This window comes from Amycolatopsis sp. NPDC114505 (assembly GCF_055633615.1).
Genome location: NZ_JBVKDV010000001.1, coordinates 3,406,720 through 3,428,302, shown reverse-complemented (window position 1 = coordinate 3,428,302; position 21,583 = coordinate 3,406,720). Strand labels below are relative to the sequence as shown.

The window sequence follows — 21,583 nt, the reverse complement described above, 5'->3', positions numbered from 1 at the left end:
TCGGTCAGCAGCCGGCTTGGTTCAGCAGCGGTGTGAGCACGGTTTCGAGCCACACCGTGTGCGTCTTGATGTACTGGTCGAAGTTGAGCAGGTCGGTCACCTGCTGCCCCAGCGACGTTTCGAGGTGGGCGCTCTTGATGTGCGCGATGATCGGCGCGAGCGTGTCGGTGACGACCTTGTCCGCCGAGCCGTCGAGCGCCGGGGCGAGCACGGTTTCCAGCCACACCGTGTGCGTCTTGATGTACTGGTCGAGGTTGAGGATGTCCTGCACCTGCTGACCCGGTGAGGTCTCCAGGTGCGCGCTCTTGATGTGGTCGATGATCGGCTGCAGGACCGCCTTCGGCACGCACGAGCCGCCACCGGCCGGGGTGGAGGGCATCGGCATCGAGTGGGTCGGTTCCGACGTCGGGGCGGACGTCGGAGCCGTGGTCGGCGGGGCGCTGGTCGGGGCCGCACCGGTGACGGTGATGGTGGCCTTCATGTCCGGGTGGATGGCGCAGTAGTAGGAGTAGGTCCCGGCCTGGGTGAAGGTGTGGCTGAAGGTCTGCCCGGTCTGCAGTGTCGGGGACGTGAACTTCTCCGGGCCGTCGGTGACGACGATGTTGTGCGGTGCGGTGTCGTGGTTGGTCCAGGTGACCGTGTCGCCGAGCGAGATGGTCAGGCTCGCCGGGCTGAACTTGTAGCCCATCGCCTCGACGGACTTCGTCGATGGCGCCGCGGCGCCTCCCGCCTGCTCCTGGGACAGGCCCTGGTAAAGCGGGACGGCCAGGGGGCTCTGCTTGGCCAGTGCGGCGAGGTCGACGTTCGTGGCTGCCGCCGGTGCGGCCTGCTCGCTCTGCCCGCCGCGGAGCGTGGCGAGGCTGAACAAGGCGGCGGCCAGGGCGACGATCGCGACGGCGACGGGCCAGTTCCGTCGTCGCCGCACCGCCTCCGGCTGCTCGGGGGTGGCGGGGGTGGGGTTGTCCACTGAGGATTCCTTTCGAGGGGGTGATCAGCGGCCGGGGCTGGCCGTGACGAGGAAGCTCGCCGCGAGGAGGACCACGATGACGAGGGTGGTCTCAGCGGCGACGGAGTAGACGAACGGGCGGACGGTGCCGGCGACCCCGCGCAGGACGACGGCGAAGTCGAGGCGGCGGGCGACCCAGCTGCGGCTGGCTTGGGCGGCGAGGAGCACGACGGCGAGCACGCCGAGCTTGACCAGCAGGGTCTGCCCGTACGCGGTACTGAAGACCCGGCCGATGCTGCCGATGGTCTGCCAGGCGAGCACGACGCCCGCCGCGACGACCACGGCGACCGAGGTCATGGCGAGCTTCGAGTACCGGGGGATCACCGCGGCGAGTTCGCCGGGGTCGCGGCGGGCCAGGACGCCGAACAGGAGCACGGCCAGGCCGCCGATCCACGCGGAGGCGCCGGCGAGGTGGGCGAGGTCCGCGAGCTGGGTCAGCCACGGCGAAGTGCTCTCGACGGCGTGGCCGGTGAGGCCGGTCGTGCGCAGCAATCCGAGCAGTACGGCACCGGTGCCGACGCGCCAGGGCAACGCCGTCGCGGCGGCGTGGCCGCGTTGCAGCAGCCAGGCCAGCACCACCCCGCCGAGCAGCCACAGCAGCGCCCGGGCGAACCAGATGCGGCCGAACTGACTGTCCAGCGCCTGGCCGAGCAGGTCCCAGGTCAGGAGGTCACCGGCGGGCCGTTGCGCGGCCCACGCCGCCTGCAGGCCGAGTCCGGCGAGCGTACCGAGCAGGCCCAGCAGCCAGCCCGTCACGAGCACCGACCGGGCGCCTCGGTGGCCGGCGCCCGCGGGCCAGAGCGCGGCCAGGAACAGCAGGCCGCCGGCGAACAGGGTCAGGCCGGTGTAGTCGACGGTGCGCGCGAACACGTACCACGCCTTGACGTCGTCCACGCGTCACCGTCCACTCGCGACGGTGGTGGGCGGAATGCCCACGGTATCGGCGGGAACCATCGCCGGTTCGAGGCTGCCGTCGGCGGTGCGGCAGTAGCCCAGGACGAGCGCGCCGAGCCCGTCCGGGCCGGTGACGCCGAGGCCGGTGGTCACGGCGCCGAGGAGCGGCAGCCCGCCGACGGTGTCCAGGACCTGTTGCGCCGCACCGGGCTGACAGGCGGGGACGTCGGTTCCCGGCGGGGTCGTCGACTCCGGCGGAGAGGTCGGTTCCGGAGGCCCGGGATCCGGAACCGGCGTCACGACGACGTCGGCGGGCATCGAAGGCGTCGTCATGATCGGTTGGTCGCCGACCGGGACGGCGGGCAGCGGGGACACCGGGACGTCCGACGGTGGCATCGCCGACGGAAGTTGTTGCGTGTCCGGCGTTTCCGGGGTCGACTGGTGTCCACCGTCCGCGACCACGGGCGGCGTGGCCGCGTCGGCGGAACTGCCGGGTCGCAGGCCGATGCCGGATGCGTAGCCGACGACGACCACGACCGCGCCGGCCAGGCTCGCGGCGATGACGTGGTCGCGGCGCAGTGCGGGTCCTCGCACGGTTTCGTCCTCCAAAGAAACGGGAATTCGCCCTGCCGGTAAAAGAGATCCGCCGGAATGCGGGGCAAGGGAACAGGAACGGGATGTGGGGAGCAGAAAACCAGCTGCCACGTTTCCGGGCGTGATCCTCACATGAAGCCCACGTAAAGTCCTTCGGCCGTCAGCCGGACCGGCACGGTGAGTTGCTACGCCGGACAGCCGGTTCACTAGGCCGTCCGGGTGAGAGTGTCGGCAAACCAGTGGCACAGCCGCCCGTTTTGCCCGGTTTACGACGAGCGGCTCCCGCCGGCGGTGAGAATTGCTTAACGCAGCCGTTTCACGACTCCGATTGTCGCGCGCTTCGCGCTCGCTACGGTCCGCGTATTGCTCGAATTCCCGAGAACGCGAGGACAACATGGCTGCCCGCTTGCCTTTTCCCGTCCGGATCGCCGCCGTGCTCGCGGCCGCCGGCTGCGCGGTCCTGCTCGACGCCCCCACGGCGGACGCGCACAGCGTCCTGGTGTCCAGCTCGCCGGCCGGGGGCGCGGCGATCCCCACGTCGCCGGCCGAGGCGGTGCTCGTCTTCGACGAGCCGGTGGAGAACTCGTTCACCGAGCTCGCGGTCCTCGGGCCGGACGGCAAGTCGCACTGGGAGGCCGGTCCGGCGTCCGTTGTGGACGCACGGGTTTCCGCACCCCTGCGCCCGCTCGGCCCGGCGGGTGCTTATGCGATCCGGTACCGCGTCACCTCCGCCGACGGCCATCCGGTGTCGGGGTCCGTCTCCTTCGAGCTCACGGTCGCGGGGCCGGGAGCCGCGACACCGGCGGCAGCGATGACGGCAGGTCCGGTCAGCGACAGTTCGATGCCGCTCTGGCCCTGGCTTTCCGGCGGCGCGGTCCTGCTGGGCACCGGCTTCGCGGTCGCCCGGCGCTTGGCGCATCCCACCGGACGGGCAACGAGTTCGAACCGCTGAACCGCCCAGAGTGCGTGCAGTACCGCACCTTTCGGTCCAAGGAGGGCCCGGGCATGACGGTCAAGCTGGGGCCACCAGCCGTGAGCCGGACGCACCGTGGAGCCGGAACCCTCAAGAACCCGTACCGCTCCTCCGCGCTGAGTTCCTTCGCGGGAAGCGCGGCGAGGGCCTTCTCGATGGCCTCCACGATGTCCAGAGGCGTGTGGCTCAAGGGATCGCGCAGCTGACGACCCGGCATCCACCGGGTCGTGCGGCGGAAGGCAGCGGCTCGTTCCGAGTCGATGGACACGATCGCCGCGAGAACCGCGCCGTAAGCCTCGCCGTCGTCGATGATGGTCGCGAGGTCGGTGTCCAGCCCGAGTGCGGTCCGCGGTCGCCTTCGCCATCGGCGAACTGAACACGACTTACAAATCGACTGCACGCACGCTCACCGCGACGGCGACGGTCGCCAACACCGGATCCCGCGCCGGCCGGCAGACCATCCAGCTCTACGCCGGCCTTCCCCTGGCAGCCAACGCAGAAATCCGGCGCCTGGTCGGTTTCGCCAAGGTCAACCTCGCCCCGGGCGCGCGGACACTGGTTACGATCACCGCTCCCGCTCCCGCGCTGTCGATCTGGAACTCGGCGACCAGTGCTGAGTACTGCCCCAAGGCAGCGAGACCTTCTGGGCCGGGACATCGTCCCGGTCGCTTCCGGTCCAGCGCGGGTTGACGCTCGCCTGACCCCGGCGCACCGTTGTGACCGGGACCTGGCGACTCCCGGTCGCAACGTGCCCGTTTCCACTTCGGCACCTGGTGAATCGCCGCCATCCATCGCGGTGATGGGCCGCTTCACGAATCGTGATTTCCGTTCCCGGGCCTCGGAACTCACACTTCTTCGACAGCGAACCGGCAGCGACGCCGGCGCACGGTGGCCGCGCCGCCCTCCTGGACCAACGACGAATCTAGGTGCCGACATGCCCGACAGCCCCGCGCTGAACCTGCCACCGGACCCGACCACCGGACGTGCGCATCATGCTGCCGGGCAGGGCAGATCCACGGAACGATCAGCCGGGACCACCCAGCTTCTCCTGCTGCTTTCCGGCAGCTGCATGTCCGTGCTCGGAGCCGTCCTCATCGCCCCCGTGCTGCCGCAGATGACCAAGACGTTCGCGGACACCCCCGGCGCCGGCGTGCTCGTCCCCCTCGTCCTGACCGCGCCGGCCCTGCTGATCGGCCTCACCGCGCCGCTGGCCGGCATCGCCGTCGACAAGATCGACCGGAAGCGCCTGCTGATCGTGGCGATGCTGGCCTACGCCCTGTTCGGCACCGCACCGCTTTACCTCGACTCGATCGGGGCCGTCCTCGCCAGCCGTGTCCTGGTAGGACTGTGCGAAGGCGCGATCATGACCTGCTGCACGACGCTGATCGGTGATTACTGGTCAGGCGCGCGCCGGGCGCGTTACCTCGGCCTGCAGACGCTGGTCGCCACGCTGTCGGCCACTGCCTTCCTGGCCCTCGGCGGGGTGCTGGGCGCGTCGAGCTGGCGGACGCCGTTCTGGATGTACGCCATCGCCGCGCCGCTCGCGCTCCCGATGGCGCTCAAGTTGTGGCAGCCTGAGTCCCCGGACCAGCCGGGCGCGACCAGGCACCTCCCGAAGCTCCCCTGGCGACAACTGGCCGCACCATGCCTGGTCACGCTCTTCGGCGGCGTCGTCTTCTACGCCCTCATCGTCGAACTGTCCTTCGTGCTCACCGACGTCGGAGTCTCCTCCACGGCCACGATCGGGCTGGTCTCGGTGATCATGTCCCTGGGAACAGCTGCAGGCTCGATCGTGTTCGGTCCCCTGGCCGGGAAATCCCCGCGCGTCCTGCTGCCCTTCGAGTTCGGGCTGTCCGCCGCCGGCTTTCTCCTCGTCTTCGCATCCGCATCCCCGGTGATCATCACGATCGGCGCGGTACTCACCGGTTTCGGCACCGGAATGCTGCTGCCCACGTTGGTGACCTGGGCGGTGAAGCGGCTCGCCTTCGAGCAACGAGGCCGCGGCACCGGTCTGTGGACGAGCACGCTGTTCCTCGGCGAGTTCGCCTCCCCTCTCGCGCTCTCGGCGATCAGCACCGGCACCGGCGGCATCCGGGGCGCGCTCGCTGTCCTCGGGATCGTAACGGCGGTCATGGCCGCGCTGGCCGCGATCGTGGTGCGACGCAACAATCGTCCGCAGCACGCCTTCGATTCGGCACACGCTGACATCTGATCGTCGGAGTGCTGAGCACAGCACTGAGTGGACAGCCCTTCGCGGCGTCGGCGACGACATCGACCGACACGCGCCGCCGCGATTTCGATGATTGCGGCGACCCACACCGCACGGGTGCCTGCCGCATCACATCGGTCAGGCCACGCCACTTGCGGTCCGAGATGCGAAGCTCGAGGTCGACACCGGGCCAGACGCCGGCGGTGAGCCCGAGACCGACAGCATCGCAACGACTGCGGTAGTCACCCGGCCGAACGCGCCGCACGCGATCACGACACCCCGACGGCGCGTCTTCGGCGCCCTGTGTTCCACCACGGCCTGGTGGCCGTGCACGGGAGGGGAACATGTCGGCATTCGACACACTGTCCGAAACTCCTCCGAGCAGGAGATGTCTTGTTCCAGCGACCGCCCGCGAACGCTCCGTCGACGCCGAGGCCAACGACTGCGTGCCCTGCTCATGAAGCCGATCCGGTAACAGCCGACGTGTCCGTTGCGACCCATGAGTGCCGGGATGGCAGCCGGGCCCAGCGAGCGTGGAGGCACCACCATGCGCAGCCGCAACACCGCTGATTCGTTGCAAGTCCACGCCGTGGCCGGTTCCTACGTCGTGCTGCTCGGAATCGACCTCCCGGAGCAAGCCACCAAAGACCTGCTCGGCTTCGCCATCCAACGGTCCGACCCGGCCAAAGCAGAACGCTACTGGCTTCGCGGCATGAAGGTGTTCAAAGAGACCTCCCGCGGGATCCCGCCGGGCTCGTCTGTCAGCCTTCTTGAGCACCCACTGCAGTCCTTCCAATGGGGCGACTACACCGTCGAGCCGGACCACGACTACGAGTACCGCGTCGTCGCGCTCTACGGAAAACCGAAGAACCTCACCATCGGCCGTGACGTCACCGTCACCGTCCGGACGGAACCAGTCGACGCCGGCACCCACGCGATCCACTTCAACCGCGGTGTCGCCGCCAGCCAAGCCTACGCACAGGAGTTCGGCCGCCCACCCCGCACCGACGACCGCACCGACCCCGCCTACGACTGGCTCTCCCGCGGACTCGAGGAAGCGCTCCTGACCTACATCGCCTCCGCCACCGGGCCCGAGTTCGCACTGCGCGGATCGGTCTACGAATTCTCCTACCCGCCGGTCCTCGACGCGCTGAAGGCCGCCGCGGACCGCGGGGTCGACGTCAAGATCGTCTACGACCGACGCGGACGCGCCAGCAGCGACCCGAAACGCGCCAAAGTCTGGCAGCAGACCGAGCCCGCCGTCACCACCGCCGGCTTGGACCCGTGCATGATCCCGCGTAGAACCAACAGCGCCATCTCGCACAACAAGTTCCTCGTCCTGCTGCAGGAAGGCAAGCCGCAAGCCGTCTGGACCGGATCGACCAACATCACCTGGGGCGGCCTGTTCGGACAGTCCAACGTCGGGCACCTCGTCCGCGACGGCGACGTCGCCGCCGAGTACCTCGACTACTGGACCCGCCTGTCGGCCGACCCGGACTACGCCGAGATCCGGTCCGCCAACACCGACGCGACACCCACGCCGACCACCCCGCCACCGGCCGGCATCTCCCCCGCGGTCAGCCCGAGAACCACCCTCGACCTGATCGACTGGTACGCCACCCAAGCCGGGCGGGCCCAGAAGTCGTTCTTCATGACCGCGGCTTTCGGGGTGCACGACAAGATCGCCGACGCCATCGCCCCCGAGTCCGACGTGCTGCGCTACCTCGTCCTCGAAGAACCGCCCGACACCGGAGACGTCGAATTCACCCGCGACCACGACGTCAAAGTCGCCGTCGGATCCCTGCTCAGCGCGGACATCCTCGACCGCTGGACCAAAGAACAGCTGACCGGCCTCGACGTCCACGTCCGCTACACCCACACCAAGTTCATGCTCGTCGACCCCCTCGGCGACGACCCGCTGGTCATCACCGGCTCCGGCAACTTCAGCGACGCCTCGGTCCACGAAAACGACGAGAACATGCTCATGATCCAAGGCGACACCCGCGTCGCCGACATCTACCTCGGCGAGTTCATGCGCATCTTCAACCACTACTACTTCCGCTACCTCCAGCAGAAACTCCACGACGCCTCCCAGCGCGACACCGCCTACCTCGCCCCCGACGACAGCTGGACCCACCGCTACTACGACCCGGCCACCCCCAGCTACCGCCAACGCCTGCTGTTCCGCTGACCCGAGGAGCCACGATGCCGCTGGCCGACTACGGCGTCCTGATCGGCACGCTGATCTCGTTCACCCGCGAAGACCCCACCGACTTCGGGTCCTGGTACCACGGCAAAATGCTGATCCAGACGCCGCAGGGCCAGTACGAGTGTGCGGTCGACGTGTCGACACCGAGCGGTGTTCCGGTGCAGTACCGCGAAGTGCGCAACCTCGATGCCACGCTGTTCGCGACGGTTTCCGGCCTCGGACTCGGCTGGCATCGCCTGACTCGCGACGCCACCTCCGGCGCGCTCGACTATCTCCGGTCACCGCTGCTGCGCGGCCGCGGCTGCCTGACGCTGATCGCCAGTCCGCTGGCCACGCTGGTCAACGCGATCCTGCGCTCACCCCGGTTCGGGTGGGTCGAGAGCACCGCCGACAACGCGCTGAACCTGCTCGAACAGCGGCTCACCGGCTGCCAACGGGTCTACGTCTTCGGCGCGCCCTACAGCCACGGGCTCGGCGTCCACGACATCCACTACAACCAAGGCGACCCACCCGGGCAATTCCAGCACCTCGACGGCATCTGGCAAGACGGCGGCACCATCATCCAGTCGGTGACCGGCGAGCTCACCGCGTTCCTGACGAAGTTCAAGACCCAGGTCCTCGACACCGACGACAACGGTCTTCCTGCCTGAAGCACGATTCATCGCGGGCCTGGCGGCATGCTGTGCTCGTTCATGACGCGGGTAGTCCGCCGGCTGGCCACGACCGCGGGGCGATGGCCTCCCGGTCCCGTGGCTGACGCCCTGTGCCGACAGGTCGCCGAGTGGTCGGATGCGCTTGAACATCGCGTTGTCCGCTGCGGGTCCGATTCGCTGCGGTGTTCCTCACGCCTGCGGAGGAGATCGCCGACCAACTCCCCGCCAACGCGGACTGACACCGGTTCGGTTAGCTCGAACAGCGGCGAAGGCTCGCCTGTGCGGCCGGTCCGGTAGCTCCGGGTCCCCGGACGGGACAAACGACGGAGCGAGCCCACACCGTTGAATCTGGTGCTTGTCCGAGGGAGATCCGCTCCTGAACGTCCGGTCAGGTCGATGAGCGGACATGATGAAGTCTTGGCCAGCTTCTCGATATCGGGTCCGGTTCGTCATTTCATTGCCTCTTGTCCGAAGATGCGTTTGCCGCGTGTTTCAGCCGGGCGTGGATCTCCGCGGTCTGTGGGGCGCCGAGTTCCTCGCAGATCGCAAGTGCTGCCCGCCAGCATTCAACCGCCGTGTCGATGTTGCCGAGGATCTTCGCTATGTCACCGATGGAGGTGAGGCTTCTCGCTTCGCTCCAGCGGTCGCCGACCTCACGCCACATCCCGAGCGCCTGCCGGTAGTGCTCTTCGGCCTTGTCGAGTTCGTCGAGGTCCCGGTAGGTGTCCCCGAGGCTTTTGAGGATCTGGGATTCACCGCCCGGGTCGCCGCTCCCACGTCGCAAGTGCAGTGCCTGTTGGAGATAGTCGATCGCCTCGACGTACCGTCCGAGACCGCGGCAGGCGTCGCCGAAGCAGTGCAGGGCCTGGCTCTCGCCGTACGGGCTGTCTACTGCACGAAACAGGGTGAGAGCCTCCTGGGAACGGGCTAAGGCATCGGTGAACCTCTCCAGCTCCCACAAGGCGATGCTCAGACTTCCCAGGGTCCACGCCTCGGCGTAACGGTCGCCCAGTTCGCGCCAAACATCGAGTGAGTGCTCAAAGCTGTCGATCGCATCGTCGTACCGGCGGAGGTTGCGGTATGCGATTCCCAGACCCGCGAGCAGCCACGCGTATCCGCTCCGGGCGGCCTGCTGCTCAGCCGCGGCGAGCCCGATACGGTAGGCACTGATCCAGTCGACCCAGGGAGTGCGCAAGGTGAAATAGCCCCATAGCGCGGTCGGGAGTTGCCAAGCGATGTCCAGGTGCGACTCGGCCGAGGCCTGTCGAGTCGCGGCGACGAGGTTGAGGCGTTCTGCCTCGCACCACTGCCAAGCCCGCCCCTGGGTTTCGAAGGTCAGAGGACGGCAGCCGACGGGTGGTTCGCCGAGCGGGGCATGTCGTCGACGTGGTGCGAGTTGACGGTCGGCGGCGTCGGCGGAATGCAGGTACCACGTCAGCAGACGCAGTTTGGCGTCACTGCGGTCGGCTTCGGTTTCGTCCTCACTGGCGCGTTCCGCAGCGTACAACCGAAGCAGGTCGTGGAGACGGTAGCGGTTGTGGTCGACCTCCTCCACGAGATGCACGCTGGCGAGAGCGTCAAGGTCGCGCTGAGTGTGCTCGATGGTGAGGTTGGTCAGCGCCGCGGCGGCCGGGATCGAGATGTCCGGGCCGGCGTGCAAGCCGAGCAAGCGGAACACGTGGGAAACGGCCGGCGGCAGCGCCCGATAGGACCAGGAGAACACGACGCGCACGGCCGTGCTCTCGTCGTCGTCCGCGGCCAGCAGGTCTAGCCGGTCGCGTTCGCCGGACAGTTGGCGAGCGAGTTCGGCAAGGGCAAGTCTGGGGTGCGCGGCGACGCGTTCGGCGGCGATGCGCAGCGCGAGCGGAAGGTATGCGCATGCGCGCGTGATCTCGGCACCCGCAGCACCCTCGACTGCGACCCGGTCTTCACCGACGATTTGCTCGAGGAGGGAGTACGCCTCCGTCGGGTGAAGCGGATCGAGAGTCAACCGGGCGGCGCCCTCTCGGGCGACCAGACCGGACATCCGGTGGCGACTGGTGATCAGCACTCGGCACGTGGCCGATCCGGGGAGCAACGGGCGGACTTGCTCTGGTGTGGCGGCGTTGTCGAGAACGATCAGGACACGCCGGTCGGCCAGCAGCGAGCGGTAGAGCCCCGTCTGTCCCTCGAGGTCCGCCGGCATGTTCCGGGTGGCGACACCCAGCGCTCTGAGCACCCGTTCCAGGATCTGCTCGAGCGGTGTGGGCACGACCGGGTCGTAGCCGTGCAGATCGATGTAGATGTCGCCGTCGGTGAACTGGCTTCTCACAGCGTGTGCCCAGTGAACGGCAAGCGCGGTCTTACCCATACCGGCAGCGCCGACGATCAGGCATATTGTGGTTTCTCCGGGCCCGCTCGCCCCGGGCCCGACAAGCAACGAGTCGAGCTTTGCGATGTCGGCGAGGCGGCCGGTGTAATGGGCGGTGGTCGCCGGGAGATGCCGGGGTACAGGTAGCACGCGGAGTTCGGCGCCTGCTGCGGAACTTGGTTGTCTCGCTGGGTCGACGATGCCGCTGTAGGGGTTGTCTGGCAGGGCGATCCACGCCGAAGTAACGGTCTCTTTGGCTGAGACAGTCACGTTTCGGTAAGTGTCAGGCCTGGCGGTGATGCTGTGCCGCACCACCTCGTCGAAGAACCAGTTCGACGTTATGAGTGCGAGTATGCCTCGCGACCCTGCTAGAACGGCCCTCAACTCAGAAGAGTTCGCGAGGCGAAACGTCAGGTTCACTGACGTGGCTGTGACGCCGTGGTCATCGTAGTTGATTTCTCCTGCGTGCACCGCGAGCCGCAACCTAATGCGGGATTCGGGCCCGTGCAGGTGGTTGTGCTCCGCGAATGCGTCCACCACCCGGGCGGGAAGTGACTCCACGAAGAGGCTTTTCGGCACTTCCGGCGGCGCAAGGATGAGGACGCCGTCACCACGGTCTTCCGTTTCGCAGGATTCCCAAGGGATGCCGGCTCTGTCGAAAGAGGTCCGCAGGCAGCTGTAGAGCCCGCGCCGGACCGCGAGCTGGTGGTGATTCGTCCGTTGCCATGCGCCGAACCCCTCGACGTCGACCACCACGATCGTACGGTGAACCGCTGCCGTCGATTTCGTCATCACCCTGCCCCCGCCGGTTTCGCCGGTCCCACACGAGATCACCGTTCGGACAATGATGAACGTGATTCACGCTCCAATGGGCTGTTCTCACTCGAATGGCCGCTTCCCACTGGACCGCTGGACGCAGTTCAGTGGGCAGCCGGTCGGCGGCGGTGTGCGGGCAACCGGAGGCGGCGTCGGCGAGACGTGGATCAGCCAGGCCCAGGCGCGCGGCGGCGACGGCGTCGTCCATGAGCGTGGGGGGGGGGGGACGGCGACGACCGCGGGCCACCACCGGGTGGGCAGTGCGTCGAGATACCGCAGCTCGAGGTAGCCGCGCAGCCGCACTGGCGGAACCTTGGTCAGGTGGAGGTCGAGGTCCGCGACCGTGGGCGACCGGCCACGCGATCTGGGTCCACGCGGTCGCCGGGTCGGCAGCTGTCCTCCGGCTCTCGGCGTCGAAAAGGGCCGACACCTCCGCTGGTCCAGGCCGAGCTACGCGCGCAGACGCGACGACTGCCACCCAGTCGCCGCGCCGCGCAACCACGGCGAAGCGGCCGAGATCGCTACGAGAGCGGGGCTCAGCCGTTAGGCGTGGGCAACCTGGTCCGGCCAGACTCGTCGCGGAGCCGCGTCCAGGTTGACCTGAACGGAAGCAGTGGCCCGGACACGGTCGAGGTCGGCGCGTGATGCGGTAACAGCTGCAGATACGCCCGTCCTCGGCGGCGCCGACCGCTCCAACTGTCCTCCGGGCTCTCTGCTCACGGTGCCCCCGGCCGCTTCGCGGACAGCGTCGGCGTCGCCGTCGCAACCACCCTGTCCGGTGGCCGGCAGCCGGCGCCGGGTGACTTACACGGCAGCACGCGGCCTTCGCGGCTACGGCCCCACTGACGCTATTCGGCGCGCTAGTGGCCGTCGCCCGCAGAGACACAGCGCTCACCGAGCGTCTCCCCAGGTCAACGTCGACATCAAAGCCGTGGTCCAGCGCCAATGTGCGGACCCCGGCATCGAGGTCGTGCAGGTGTCGCATCAGCGCAGCCCGGCGCCTCGCCCCGCCGCAATCCCGAGCAACGCGACAGTCAGATACAGCACGTATTTCGGATGACCACAAGCATGCTCAAGGAACTCTGCCGTCTGCCGGGCTGTCCACACCACCACCGGCGGTCGCTGACCGGTCGCACGCCAATGCGCTACCCGCGCGTCGGTACACACCACCGCGCGTGGCCAGCCGCTTCCGTGTCGCGTCCGCCCGGCACCGTGAGGCCGCGATCTCGGAGATCAGTGCGGGAGCAGGAAGAGCAGGTCCACCGCCACGATGGCGGCAGGAATCGCACCGAGTGCGATGCAGGACAATCCGGCGAGCCAGATCGTACGGCTACGCGCCCGCCGCGACACCCACACCGCGAACCCGCCGGCGATCACCGTCCACCCCGCACCCGCGATGAACATCGTGAACGTCGCCTGGGAACCAGCCCAGTCGCGACCGCCGTGCGCCAACGCGAAGAAAAGAAGAAGCGCGCCCGAAGCGACGACTCCCAAAGCGATCAGGACGAGACCCGACGTCAGGACCACCGCTCTCGCCACACCTACGCTCCGGGCGCCGTCGTCTCGCACGTTCGATAGCCTACCGGCGGCCGAACGGGCGTCGGACGGCTATCTCTCGTGCCGCGGTCAGCTTCCCTTCGCCAGTGCACCAGCGCCTTGGTCGGGATGGTCCCGCCAGTTGTTGATCCGGGATGCGACGACGTCGAGCAGTGGGTCGTCGGGAGCCACGTCGATCTGGAAGTGCGATTCCCACGCGCGGTCGAAGGTACCGCCCCAGCGGACCACGGCGGAAAGTTCGGACACGATGTCGGCGATGAGGAGTTTCTGGCGAGCGGTGTGGCCGTCGGCCGCGGCGGGCGGGAACCACCCGGGCCGGATTGACACCGCCGTTCCCGAGCAGTAGTTGCTTTCGGGCCCTGCGGGGATCGAAGCAACCGGGTGATGACCCACCACCTCACCTGCTATCAGGTTGTCGATCTCGTAGTGGTAGCGCCGGACGACGTGGATCAGGATGGCTGCCACACTGCCGAGCCGCACGGCGAACTCGACAGCCGTTCCGGGTACGGACCTGGTCCAGATCGCACCGCCGGAGTCGGCCGCCGGTTCGATGGGCCAGCCGTTGGTGCTGAGCGCGGTGGGATCTGCCGCGGCGCGCGGCTTGCCTGATGGCGCCGGTGCAGCGGTAGCCGCGGCGGCGATGGGCGCCCAGCCGGCCGTCGACACGGTCGCGATGGCCGCGCCGATGACCAGGCGACGGCGCAGCTGTCTCGCTGATGGGTTCATTTCGTCCTCGGGTTGGCTTCGGGAAGGTTCAGAGGGCGCGCTGCGGCGCGTAGTACTTCTCGTAGATCCGATACAGGCCGAGCATGACCGTTCCGTAGCCTTGGGCGCTCGGTGCGGTGCCGTTGTAGCGAGCCATGATCTGCCGCATGTCCTCCTCTGAGGTGTGCAGCCCCGGCAGCGGGACGCTGATGAGACTTGCCGCGTGCATGAGGACCAGTGGAATCGTGCTCACGTTGAATACGTCGTCGTTGTGAAGCTGCTGCCACACCTGCCAGAGATCGGCCTCGTTCGCCGGATCCAGCAACGTGCCCGAGATCAGATTGCGACCGATGCAGAAGTTCTGCGCTCTGATCGCGGTCGCCGCGAAGATCTGGCCCGGTCCGGTACTGCTGTCCGTGCTCGAACTGAGGCCGGTGCCGGAGTAGTGGTCGATGACGAGGTCGTCTGCGACCGCATCGTCGGTGCGGAGCGCGCGAAGCTCCCAGAGCAAGGGGCACTGGATCATCGCCTTGCGGATCCCGAACTGCCGGGCCAGGCGGGTCGCGAGCCAGTCGATGTTGAGGACCTGGTCCAGCGACTGCGTTGTCGTCCACACCGTGAAAGCCTGGGCGCCCGAGCCCCCGGACTCGGGCACGCCGAGGCCTTCGAAATAGGCCTGGACGTCAGCAAGCAGCGCGTTTCGCATGGTCCTGTCGAACGAGACGTCCAGTTCGACGTCCGACCCCCCGGGGTCGTACCTGTTCTGCCCCGCGTCTCGACCGGACGCGATGTCACTGTCGATCTCCACTGCCCCGTCGCCTGTCCCCGCGGTGAGCGTGACGAACTGGTCGAAGGCCCAATCGGCCGGCATCGTGTAGCCCAGGTTTCCCGAGTATCCGCTCGACATGTCCGACACGAAGCTCGCGGAGCTCAACCCTGCCGCCCCGACCCTGCTGCAGACGTTCCGCGGGCCGTAGACGCCGATGCTGTAGCCGTAGACGGTGCCATATCTCGCGAAGGTGTCCCGGATTCCGGTGAAGTGCGGAAGGACGTTGTCCGTGATCTGGAAGTCGAGTGCGTCGAAGTCGACGCCGAAGTAGATCCGTGTGCCGCCTTGGAAACCGAAGTGTCGTGCTCGTTCGAGAGCGGCCAGGGCGTCCGCGACCCCCTGGGAGCGGTTGAAGTAAGAGGCCTCGCCGCCGTAGGTCTGGTAGATCGGGAAGGCGGAGAGCCCGTACCGGGCCATCAGCGCGAGTTCCCCCTCGTGGATCGCCTTGTCCAGCGCCGATCCGGGAACGTTGGAGAGGTAGCGGCCCACTGTCCGGTAGCCCGCGTTGAACAACGCGAGGGCCTTCTCGTCGGTAATCCGGGTCACGGTGTCGCAGGCGGTCCCGCGGCGGCTGGTGTCACCATGGGAGACGAGCAACGAGGCCCAGGTCGGGAAGTCGCCGTTGCCCGTGGCCGGCAGTCTGACGAAGTTTTGGAACGCCGAGACCGCGGCTGAGATCTCCGACGTGAATGTCGACGAGAACGCTACGTTCGGGCGCTTGTTGAAGATCATGGCGGAACTGAACAGATTGACCCATGTACCGGTCGAGCCGACGGCGAGCACGTGGCCGCGGAGACCGTTCTCGGTCATCGGGCCGAGCGCTCCGGTGGCAACGTCGTCGGACATCCCCAGTTCGTACTGGATCGCGTACACGAGAGCTTTCTGCACGTCACGAGAGAAGTTCCCGTCGCAGGGTATGATGGAAAAGTCTCTTCGGTTGATGTATTTGGAATTCAGCCACTGCTGCGCCGACCTGGTTTGCTCGTCGCCGCCGGACGTGACGACGTAGGCATCCATGTTGAGCAACGCCTTCAGGACTTTGGGGGTTACTCCGTCGACGGAGTAGACGGCAGCTACACCCATGTTCTGCTTCGCCTTGAGGACCGCAGCAGAAACCCGGGAGTTGTAGGTTCCATCGATTTCGCCGCCGTCGTAACCCTTGCAATACAGGCCGGATTGAATCACCCGGTAGAGGTTGACGTGGTTGGTAGCCGCATTGATGACGGGGTACTTGGCCTGAAGGGTTGACATCGTCGTCGGGCCGAAGTTGTCGGAGAGCGTGGTTATCCCGAGTTCGTACTGGAGGATTCGAGTGAGGGCGTACATCACCGACCAGCTTGTTTTCCCGTTTTCTTCAACACGCGGGATGCCCGACACGGTGTATGAGTTCACGAACTGCTGAGCCCTGATTACGGCTTCGTCGACCATGGTTGTTCCTCGGCTTTTTGGGCGCGCAGGAAAACGGCGATCAGCCTCGATGTGATTCGCCGGGGGTGCGCCTGGTGGGGACCGCATCAGAAGGGCGCGCCTCCCGTCGCACCCGCACTTGTCAATCTATGGTCAACTACGCAGGCCGGGTAGATGCATTCGGCTGAATCAACCGAGTGTCATCACAACGCCCCTATTGGCACAATGACTGTTACGTGCCAGTATGTCTGTTTCGGCGAAACTCGCGAGTCCATCGCAGCTTTCGTCTGGGCGACCCACAGGCGAGCACCGCCATAGGCCACCGCCTTCGATGTCGCCCGTTCGCCGGTGCCCACTGCCGCCGTATCGGATTGGCCCGGCTCTTCCGCACCTCCGGCGGGCGGGTCGCATGCTCGGCCGAGGCGCTTGAGCTCATGCCGCCTCTACGGAAGGCGGCGTCGCGGCAGTGCGGGAGTAGCGGCATATCGACATCACGACGGCGGACCCGAGTAGACGATCGCTTTCGCAGACGTCGTTGCTACGCCCGTCGCCGCCGAGCGCGTTCCGGCCAGATCGACGCCGCCACCGCGTCCGCGCCGAAGCGCACTGGACAGACAGGGCAAGGACTTGAGCAAGCCGGCTCGCGGGCTCGCGGGCTCGCGGGCTTCCCGAACGCGCCCGTCCGACCGATCAAGCGGCGCTGACGAGGAGCTTGGACCAGGCGACACGGACCGACATTTGCGAGCCGAGAGCGCACGGACTGACCCCGACACAGACCGACACCGCCGCTACTCGCCGACCGAGGAAACGACCTTGTCCGGCATCACTCGGCACCATCCGAAACCTCAAGATCACCACTCTGCCGAGTAGGTCTCGAACCTCGCCGTTGGCTGCCGGTACACGGTTTCTGCCGCAGGCGGTCAGGACCTGGCGGCCGTCTGGAGGCGCGCGTTGCGGGTTGTGATCGCTTCCCATGTTGCGGGTACCACTAAGTCCGCGCCGCCGTTGACGAAGGCTTGGGCGGTCGCTACGTACGGGCGCTGGCGGCTCTCGTAGCGCTTGAAACCTGCCGTGAGGTCAGACTCGTCCAGTTCCTCCGCGAGGAAACTCGCACCCAGCAACGCAAGGGACGTTCCCCTGCCCGACAAGCCTGACGCCGCGTGGGCGGCGTCGCCTATCAGGACCACTCGGCCTTCGTGCCAGGTTGGCAGGTGGATCTGACTTGCCGCGTCGAAGTAGAGCTCTGGGTCCGCCTTCGCTGCCTCGATCAGCTCGGGGATTCGCCACTCGTCGTGGCCGGCGAATGCCTCGGCGAGGATCTTCTTCTGGGCCCTCAGATCTCGGTAGTCGTAGTCGATCGGGTCTGAGCGGAACAGGAACACCGCCAGCGCGCGGTTGCCGTAGCGCATGATGCTTGCCATGTGGCCCGGGAAGTTGTACGTCGGGTTCGGACCTTCCTGGCCGGCCTCTGAGGGCAGGTCTGCGATCGCCGCGTACACCCCGAGGTGCTTGGCGAAGTCGGACTCGGGGCCGAACGTCAGGCGCCTCACTGTGCTGTGGAGGCCGTCTGCGCCTATCACCAGGTCGAAACGCTCGGTTCCGCCTGAAACGAAGCGCACGTCGATGGCGGTGCCGTCTTCCGTGAGCTGCTCCACCGAGTCGCGGAAACGGACCGTTGCGTCGGCGGGCAGGGCCTCCGTCAGCACCGTCGCCAGGTCTTCGCGGGCGATCTCGATGTCGTCGTCGGAGTCGCTTGTTTCCGCTAGGGGCAGTGCCGCGCGGACCGTGCCCTCCGCGTCGACGAAGACCGTGTTCTCGGTCATTCGCAGCCGCCTGTCGCGAATCTTCTCCAGCAGGCCCATCTTTTCCGTGACCGCTATCGCGTCGCCTCGGATGTCGATCGGGGAGCCGTTGACCCGGAAGTGCGACGCACGCTCGACGAGCGTCACGTGATGGCCCCGGGCTCCTAGTTCGACCGCGGCCGAGAGTCCGGCGACACCCGCGCCGGAGATGAGGATGTTCATCGTGATCCCTCCGCTTAAAGCAACGGTTCGTCGCTTTAATGGTAGCGTAGCGCACCTGGAAGAATCACCGCACGAGGAGGTGACCGTGACCGACACGAGGAGGCCAGGCGGGCGCACCGCTCGCGTGCGCGCGCAGATCCTTCAGGCGACCGTCGAGCTGATCGCGCGGGACGGCGTCATGGGGTTCCGCTACGAGGAGGTGGCCGAGCGGGCCGGGGTGAACAAAGCCAGCGTCTATCGCAACTGGCCGCAGCGCCACGAGCTGGCCATCGAAGCTCTGAGCCACCTTGCCGACCGGGAGGTTCCGTTCGACGACACCGGCGACCTGCGCGCCGACCTCGCGCAGTTCCTGCTGACCCTGGCGGCCGAGCTGGACACGCCGCTCGGGCGCGCCCTGACGAGTGCGGCGCAGAGCCGTGAGCACGAGGCCGTGGCTCAGACCGTGCGCGGTGTCTTCGAACGCCGTCTCGAACTCGTGCGCGTGCGGCTTGAACGGGCTGCCGAACGTGGCGAGCTACCGCCCGTCGACCCGCTTTTCTTCGCTCAGCTCGTCTCCGGGCCGGTGCACCTCAGCCGCAGTGGGGTCGATGTTCCGTTCGGTCGCGCTGAAGCCGAGCGCATCGCCGACGTCGTGCTCGCGGGGATCAGAGCGACCACCTAGGACGGTCAGCAGCGCCGCCGGGCTCGTGATCGACAGCCGCACCGTCATGCTTTGGACCGCCCGGGTACGGCGGCCAGCAGCTCGCGGGTGTAGTCGTGGCCCGGCTCGGTGAGCACCTGGGCCGTCGGCCCCTGCTCGACGATCTGGCCACCCCGCATGACCGCCACGTGCGAAGCCACGTACCGGACCACAGCCAGGTTGTGGGAGATGAACAACATCGACAGACCGAGTTCGCGCTGCAGCTCGCGGACGAGGTTGAGCACCGCCCCCTGCACCGAGACGTCCAGTGCGGACGTGATCTCGTCGGCGATCACCACCCTCGGCCGCGCCCCGAGCGCGCGGGCCAGTGCGACTCGCTGGCGCTGGCCGCCCGACAGCCTGGACGGGACCGCGCCGGCGCACTCCGGGTCGAGGTGGACCAGGTCGAGGAGGCGGGCGACCTCGGCCCGTCTCCCGGCTCGCGAACCGCCCGGGGGCATCGACTCGGCCACGCTCTCCCCCACCGTCATCCGCGGGTCGAGGGAGGAATACGGGTCCTGGAAGACCATCTGCAGCGGGCGCGGCCTGCCTCGGGTCGGGACCGGCGCGCCGTCGAGGGTGATGCGGCCGCCCGACAGCGGGGCGAGGCCGACCGCGGCCCTGGCCAGCGTGGACTTGCCCGAACCGGACTCGCCGACCAGCCCGACCACCGTCCCCTCCGGCACGGTCAGGCTGACTCCGTCCACCGCGGTCGTCCGGCCGTAGCGGATCGTGACGTTCTCGAAGCGCAGCTCGCTCACGGTGACTCCACCAGCTCGTCGGGACTGCGGTCGGCGGGCAGCGGCTCGCCGGCGTGCCAGCACGCCACCCGGTGGTGCCGCGCGTCGGCCGCCAGCGGTGGGTCTTCGGCCCGGCACCGGGCGTCGGCCAGGGGACATCGGTCGGCGTAGGCGCAGCCGGGCGGCACGTCGGCCGGGGCGACCGGGCGGCCCGGGATCGTCGCGAGCGGCTCCGCCGGGTCCGTGGCCATGTCGGGCACCGCGTCGACGAGCGCGCGGGTGTACGGGTGCCGGGCGGCGGTGGTCAGCTCGGCGGCCGGCAGGTCCTCGACGATCCGGCCCGCGTACATCACCATGACCCGGTCGCAGACCTCGCCGACCACCGTGACGTCGTGGCTGATCAGGATCAGCGCGACGTCGTCCGCCGCCCGGATCGCGGCGAGCAGGTCCAGCACCTGCTGCTGCACCGTGACGTCGAGCGCGGTGGTCGGCTCGTCGGCGACGATCAGCGCCGGCGACCCCATCAGCCCCATGCCGATCATCGCCCGCTGGCGCATCCCGCCGGAGAACTCGTGCGGGTACTGCCGGACACGCGTGTCCGCGCCGGGAATCCGGACGGCGGCCAGCCGGTCCACGGCACGGGCCATCGCCTCGCGGCGGTTCATGCCCTGGTGGTGGGTGGCCACCTCGGCCAGCTGGCTCCCGATCCGGCGAGTGGGGTTGAACGCGGTCATCGGGTCCTGGAAGACCATCGCCAGCGACGTGCCCAGCATCCGGCGCCGCACCGCGGTGTCCGCCGCCAGGAGGTCGTTGCCCAGCAGCTCGAGCCGCGTGGCGTCGACGCGGCCGTGCTCGGCGACCAGGCGTGTGATCGCCAGCGCGGTCATCGACTTGCCCGAGCCCGACTCCCCGACGATGCCGACCGCTTCGCCCCTGCGCACCTCGAAGGAGACCCCGCGCACCGGTCGGACCGGCCCGGGAAAGGTGACTTCGAGGTCGCGGACGTCGAGCACCACGTCGGACGCCCGGGCCGGGCCGGCCTCCCCGTGGACGGCGGGTTCCGGCTTGCTCGCCCGCGCGGTGCGCGTCGTCGCGACCGTGCGCAGGCCGATCCCGACGGGGACGCCGAGCCCCTTGGCGACCGACTCGCCGAAGAGGTTGAAAGCCAAGCCCGCCACCAGCACCGCGGCGCCCGGCGCGAACGCCGCGGACGCGTTCACGTAGATCGCGCCGATACCGTCGTAGAGCAGCCTGCCCCAGTCGTAGGAGGGTGACTGGACGCCGAGACCGATGAACGACAGCCCCGCGAAGGAGAGCAGCGCGCTGCCGGCGCCGATGGTGGCGTTGACGATCAGGGGTTCGGCGATGTTCGGCAGCACGTGCCGGACGAGGATGCGGAGCCGCCCGATCCCCGCCGTCCGGGCGGCGGCGATGTAGTCCCTGGCCGCGATCCCGGCCACGAGCGTCTGGGTCAGCCGCGCGAACGCCGGGGCGCCGGCGAGCCCGATGGCCAGCACCGCGCCGGTCGCGCCGGCCCCGAACACGACGGCGAAGAACAGCGCCAGCAGCAACCCGGGGAACGCGACCGCGATGTTGACCGCCGCCGACACCGTCCGCCCGGTCCGCCGGCCGAGCACGAACGGCGCGGACCCGAGCAGCAGACCGGCCACCACGGCGATCACGATCGCCAGCAGGGCCAGCACGATCGACAGCCGGGTCGCGACGAGCGCGCGCAGCAGGATGTCCCGCCCGAGGTTGTCCGTCCCGGCCCAGTGCGCCGCCGAGGGCTGGGCCAGGATGCCGTCGGTGTCGACGGCCTCGGCGCCGTCTCCCCACAGCAGCGGCGCGAAGCAGGCCAGGGCGAGGGTCGCGACCACGAGCACGGTCGCCGCGAAACCCAGCGGGGTGCGGACGACCCGCGTCCAGCGTCCTTGCATC

Annotated in this window: 15 protein-coding genes and 2 pseudogenes; 6 read left to right on the top strand and 11 right to left on the bottom strand. The window is 68.3% G+C overall.

Going from position 1 to position 21,583, the window contains the following annotated elements:
• Positions 1–4 precede the first annotated feature (4 nt).
• Genes ACZ7OU_RS16975 through ACZ7OU_RS16965 form a run of 3 tightly spaced genes read right to left on the bottom strand, consistent with a single transcriptional unit; the run spans position 5 to position 2,494 of the window.
• Positions 5–967 carry a cupredoxin domain-containing protein gene (locus ACZ7OU_RS16975; protein ID WP_470255699.1) on the bottom strand — a complete coding sequence of 321 codons (963 nt, stop codon included), beginning with the start codon at positions 965–967 and terminating at the stop codon, positions 5–7.
• 24 nt (positions 968–991) lie between these two features.
• Positions 992–1,900, bottom strand: a complete 909-nt coding sequence (locus tag ACZ7OU_RS16970) for a copper resistance D family protein (protein WP_470255698.1) — start codon at positions 1,898–1,900, stop codon at positions 992–994.
• Between the two features lie 3 nt (positions 1,901–1,903).
• Positions 1,904–2,494, bottom strand: a complete 591-nt coding sequence (locus ACZ7OU_RS16965) for a hypothetical protein (RefSeq protein WP_470255696.1) — start codon at positions 2,492–2,494, stop codon at positions 1,904–1,906.
• A 394-nt stretch (positions 2,495–2,888) separates the two neighbouring features.
• Between ACZ7OU_RS16965 and ACZ7OU_RS16960 the strand changes: the two genes are divergently transcribed.
• From ACZ7OU_RS16960 to ACZ7OU_RS16940, 5 genes are all read left to right on the top strand, one after another.
• Complete coding sequence (locus tag ACZ7OU_RS16960; RefSeq protein ID WP_470255695.1) at positions 2,889–3,446, top strand: copper resistance CopC family protein; 558 nt, start codon at positions 2,889–2,891, stop codon at positions 3,444–3,446.
• Between the two features lie 360 nt (positions 3,447–3,806).
• Complete coding sequence (locus tag ACZ7OU_RS16955) at positions 3,807–4,157, top strand: fibronectin type III-like domain-contianing protein (protein ID WP_470255694.1); 351 nt, start codon at positions 3,807–3,809, stop codon at positions 4,155–4,157.
• 58 nt (positions 4,158–4,215) lie between these two features.
• Positions 4,216–5,679, top strand: a complete 1,464-nt coding sequence (locus ACZ7OU_RS16950; RefSeq protein ID WP_470255693.1) for an MFS transporter — start codon at positions 4,216–4,218, stop codon at positions 5,677–5,679.
• A 544-nt stretch (positions 5,680–6,223) separates the two neighbouring features.
• Positions 6,224–7,867: a phospholipase D-like domain-containing protein gene (locus ACZ7OU_RS16945; protein ID WP_470255692.1), complete on the top strand. Its 1,644-nt coding sequence runs from the start codon at positions 6,224–6,226 to the stop codon at positions 7,865–7,867.
• Positions 7,868–7,881: 14 nt separating this feature from the next.
• Positions 7,882–8,535 carry a DUF2278 family protein gene (locus ACZ7OU_RS16940; RefSeq protein ID WP_470255691.1) on the top strand — a complete coding sequence of 218 codons (654 nt, stop codon included), beginning with the start codon at positions 7,882–7,884 and terminating at the stop codon, positions 8,533–8,535.
• A 457-nt stretch (positions 8,536–8,992) separates the two neighbouring features.
• Here the strand turns inward: ACZ7OU_RS16940 and ACZ7OU_RS16935 are convergent, their stop codons facing one another.
• The 6 genes and pseudogenes from ACZ7OU_RS16935 to ACZ7OU_RS16910 all read right to left on the bottom strand — a co-directional run bounded on the left by ACZ7OU_RS16935 (position 8,993) and on the right by ACZ7OU_RS16910 (position 18,226).
• Entirely contained in the window at positions 8,993–11,644 is a 2,652-nt protein-coding gene (locus ACZ7OU_RS16935; protein WP_470255690.1) for an ATP-binding protein, read from the bottom strand.
• 123 nt (positions 11,645–11,767) lie between these two features.
• A pseudogene (locus tag ACZ7OU_RS16930) lies at positions 11,768–12,244 on the bottom strand (glutamate-cysteine ligase family protein).
• Between the two features lie 693 nt (positions 12,245–12,937).
• Positions 12,938–13,273 (bottom strand): hypothetical protein, encoded by a 336-nt coding sequence (locus ACZ7OU_RS16925; protein WP_470255689.1) that lies wholly within the window; start codon positions 13,271–13,273, stop codon positions 12,938–12,940.
• A gap of 57 nt (positions 13,274–13,330) precedes the next feature.
• Positions 13,331–13,987, bottom strand: a complete 657-nt coding sequence (locus tag ACZ7OU_RS16920; RefSeq protein WP_470255688.1) for a M15 family peptidase — start codon at positions 13,985–13,987, stop codon at positions 13,331–13,333.
• 28 nt (positions 13,988–14,015) lie between these two features.
• On the bottom strand, positions 14,016–16,223 hold the full coding sequence (locus ACZ7OU_RS16915) for a glycoside hydrolase domain-containing protein (protein WP_470255687.1): 2,208 nt from the start codon (positions 16,221–16,223) through the stop codon (positions 14,016–14,018).
• Between the two features lie 899 nt (positions 16,224–17,122).
• Positions 17,123–18,226: an FAD-dependent monooxygenase gene (locus ACZ7OU_RS16910; RefSeq protein ID WP_470255686.1), complete on the bottom strand. Its 1,104-nt coding sequence runs from the start codon at positions 18,224–18,226 to the stop codon at positions 17,123–17,125.
• Between ACZ7OU_RS16910 and ACZ7OU_RS16905 the strand changes: the two genes are divergently transcribed.
• The gene (locus ACZ7OU_RS16905) at positions 18,219–18,887 is read left to right on the top strand and encodes a TetR/AcrR family transcriptional regulator (RefSeq protein WP_470255685.1); all 669 of its coding nucleotides are present in this window, start codon (positions 18,219–18,221) and stop codon (positions 18,885–18,887) included. The two genes, ACZ7OU_RS16910 and ACZ7OU_RS16905, sit on opposite strands and share 8 nt — an antisense overlap.
• Before the next feature lie 62 nt (positions 18,888–18,949).
• Here the strand turns inward: ACZ7OU_RS16905 and ACZ7OU_RS16900 are convergent.
• Positions 18,950–19,666, bottom strand: a pseudogene (locus ACZ7OU_RS16900) (ABC transporter ATP-binding protein); the annotation flags it as partial.
• Entirely contained in the window at positions 19,663–21,582 is a 1,920-nt protein-coding gene (locus ACZ7OU_RS16895) for a dipeptide/oligopeptide/nickel ABC transporter permease/ATP-binding protein (RefSeq protein ID WP_470255684.1), read from the bottom strand. The gene ACZ7OU_RS16895 and the pseudogene ACZ7OU_RS16900, both read right to left, overlap by 4 nt.
• Position 21,583: the final 1 nt, after the last annotated feature.

What these genes read in the sequence shown, in the direction of transcription:
- ACZ7OU_RS16960 (WP_470255695.1), top strand. Translation starts at nt 2,889, where the DNA reads ATGGCTGCCCGCTTGCCTTTTCCCGTCCGGATCGCCGCCGTGCTCGCG.
- ACZ7OU_RS16945 (WP_470255692.1), top strand. Translation starts at nt 6,224, where the DNA reads ATGCGCAGCCGCAACACCGCTGATTCGTTGCAAGTCCACGCCGTGGCC.
- ACZ7OU_RS16940 (WP_470255691.1), top strand. Translation starts at nt 7,882, where the DNA reads ATGCCGCTGGCCGACTACGGCGTCCTGATCGGCACGCTGATCTCGTTC.
- ACZ7OU_RS16920 (WP_470255688.1), bottom strand. Translation starts at nt 13,987, where the DNA reads ATGAACCCATCAGCGAGACAGCTGCGCCGTCGCCTGGTCATCGGCGCG.
- ACZ7OU_RS16915 (WP_470255687.1), bottom strand. Translation starts at nt 16,223, where the DNA reads ATGGTCGACGAAGCCGTAATCAGGGCTCAGCAGTTCGTGAACTCATAC.
- ACZ7OU_RS16905 (WP_470255685.1), top strand. Translation starts at nt 18,219, where the DNA reads ATGTTCATCGTGATCCCTCCGCTTAAAGCAACGGTTCGTCGCTTTAAT.
- ACZ7OU_RS16910 (WP_470255686.1), bottom strand. Translation starts at nt 18,226, where the DNA reads ATGAACATCCTCATCTCCGGCGCGGGTGTCGCCGGACTCTCGGCCGCG.
- ACZ7OU_RS16895 (WP_470255684.1), bottom strand. Translation starts at nt 21,582, where the DNA reads ATGCAAGGACGCTGGACGCGGGTCGTCCGCACCCCGCTGGGTTTCGCG.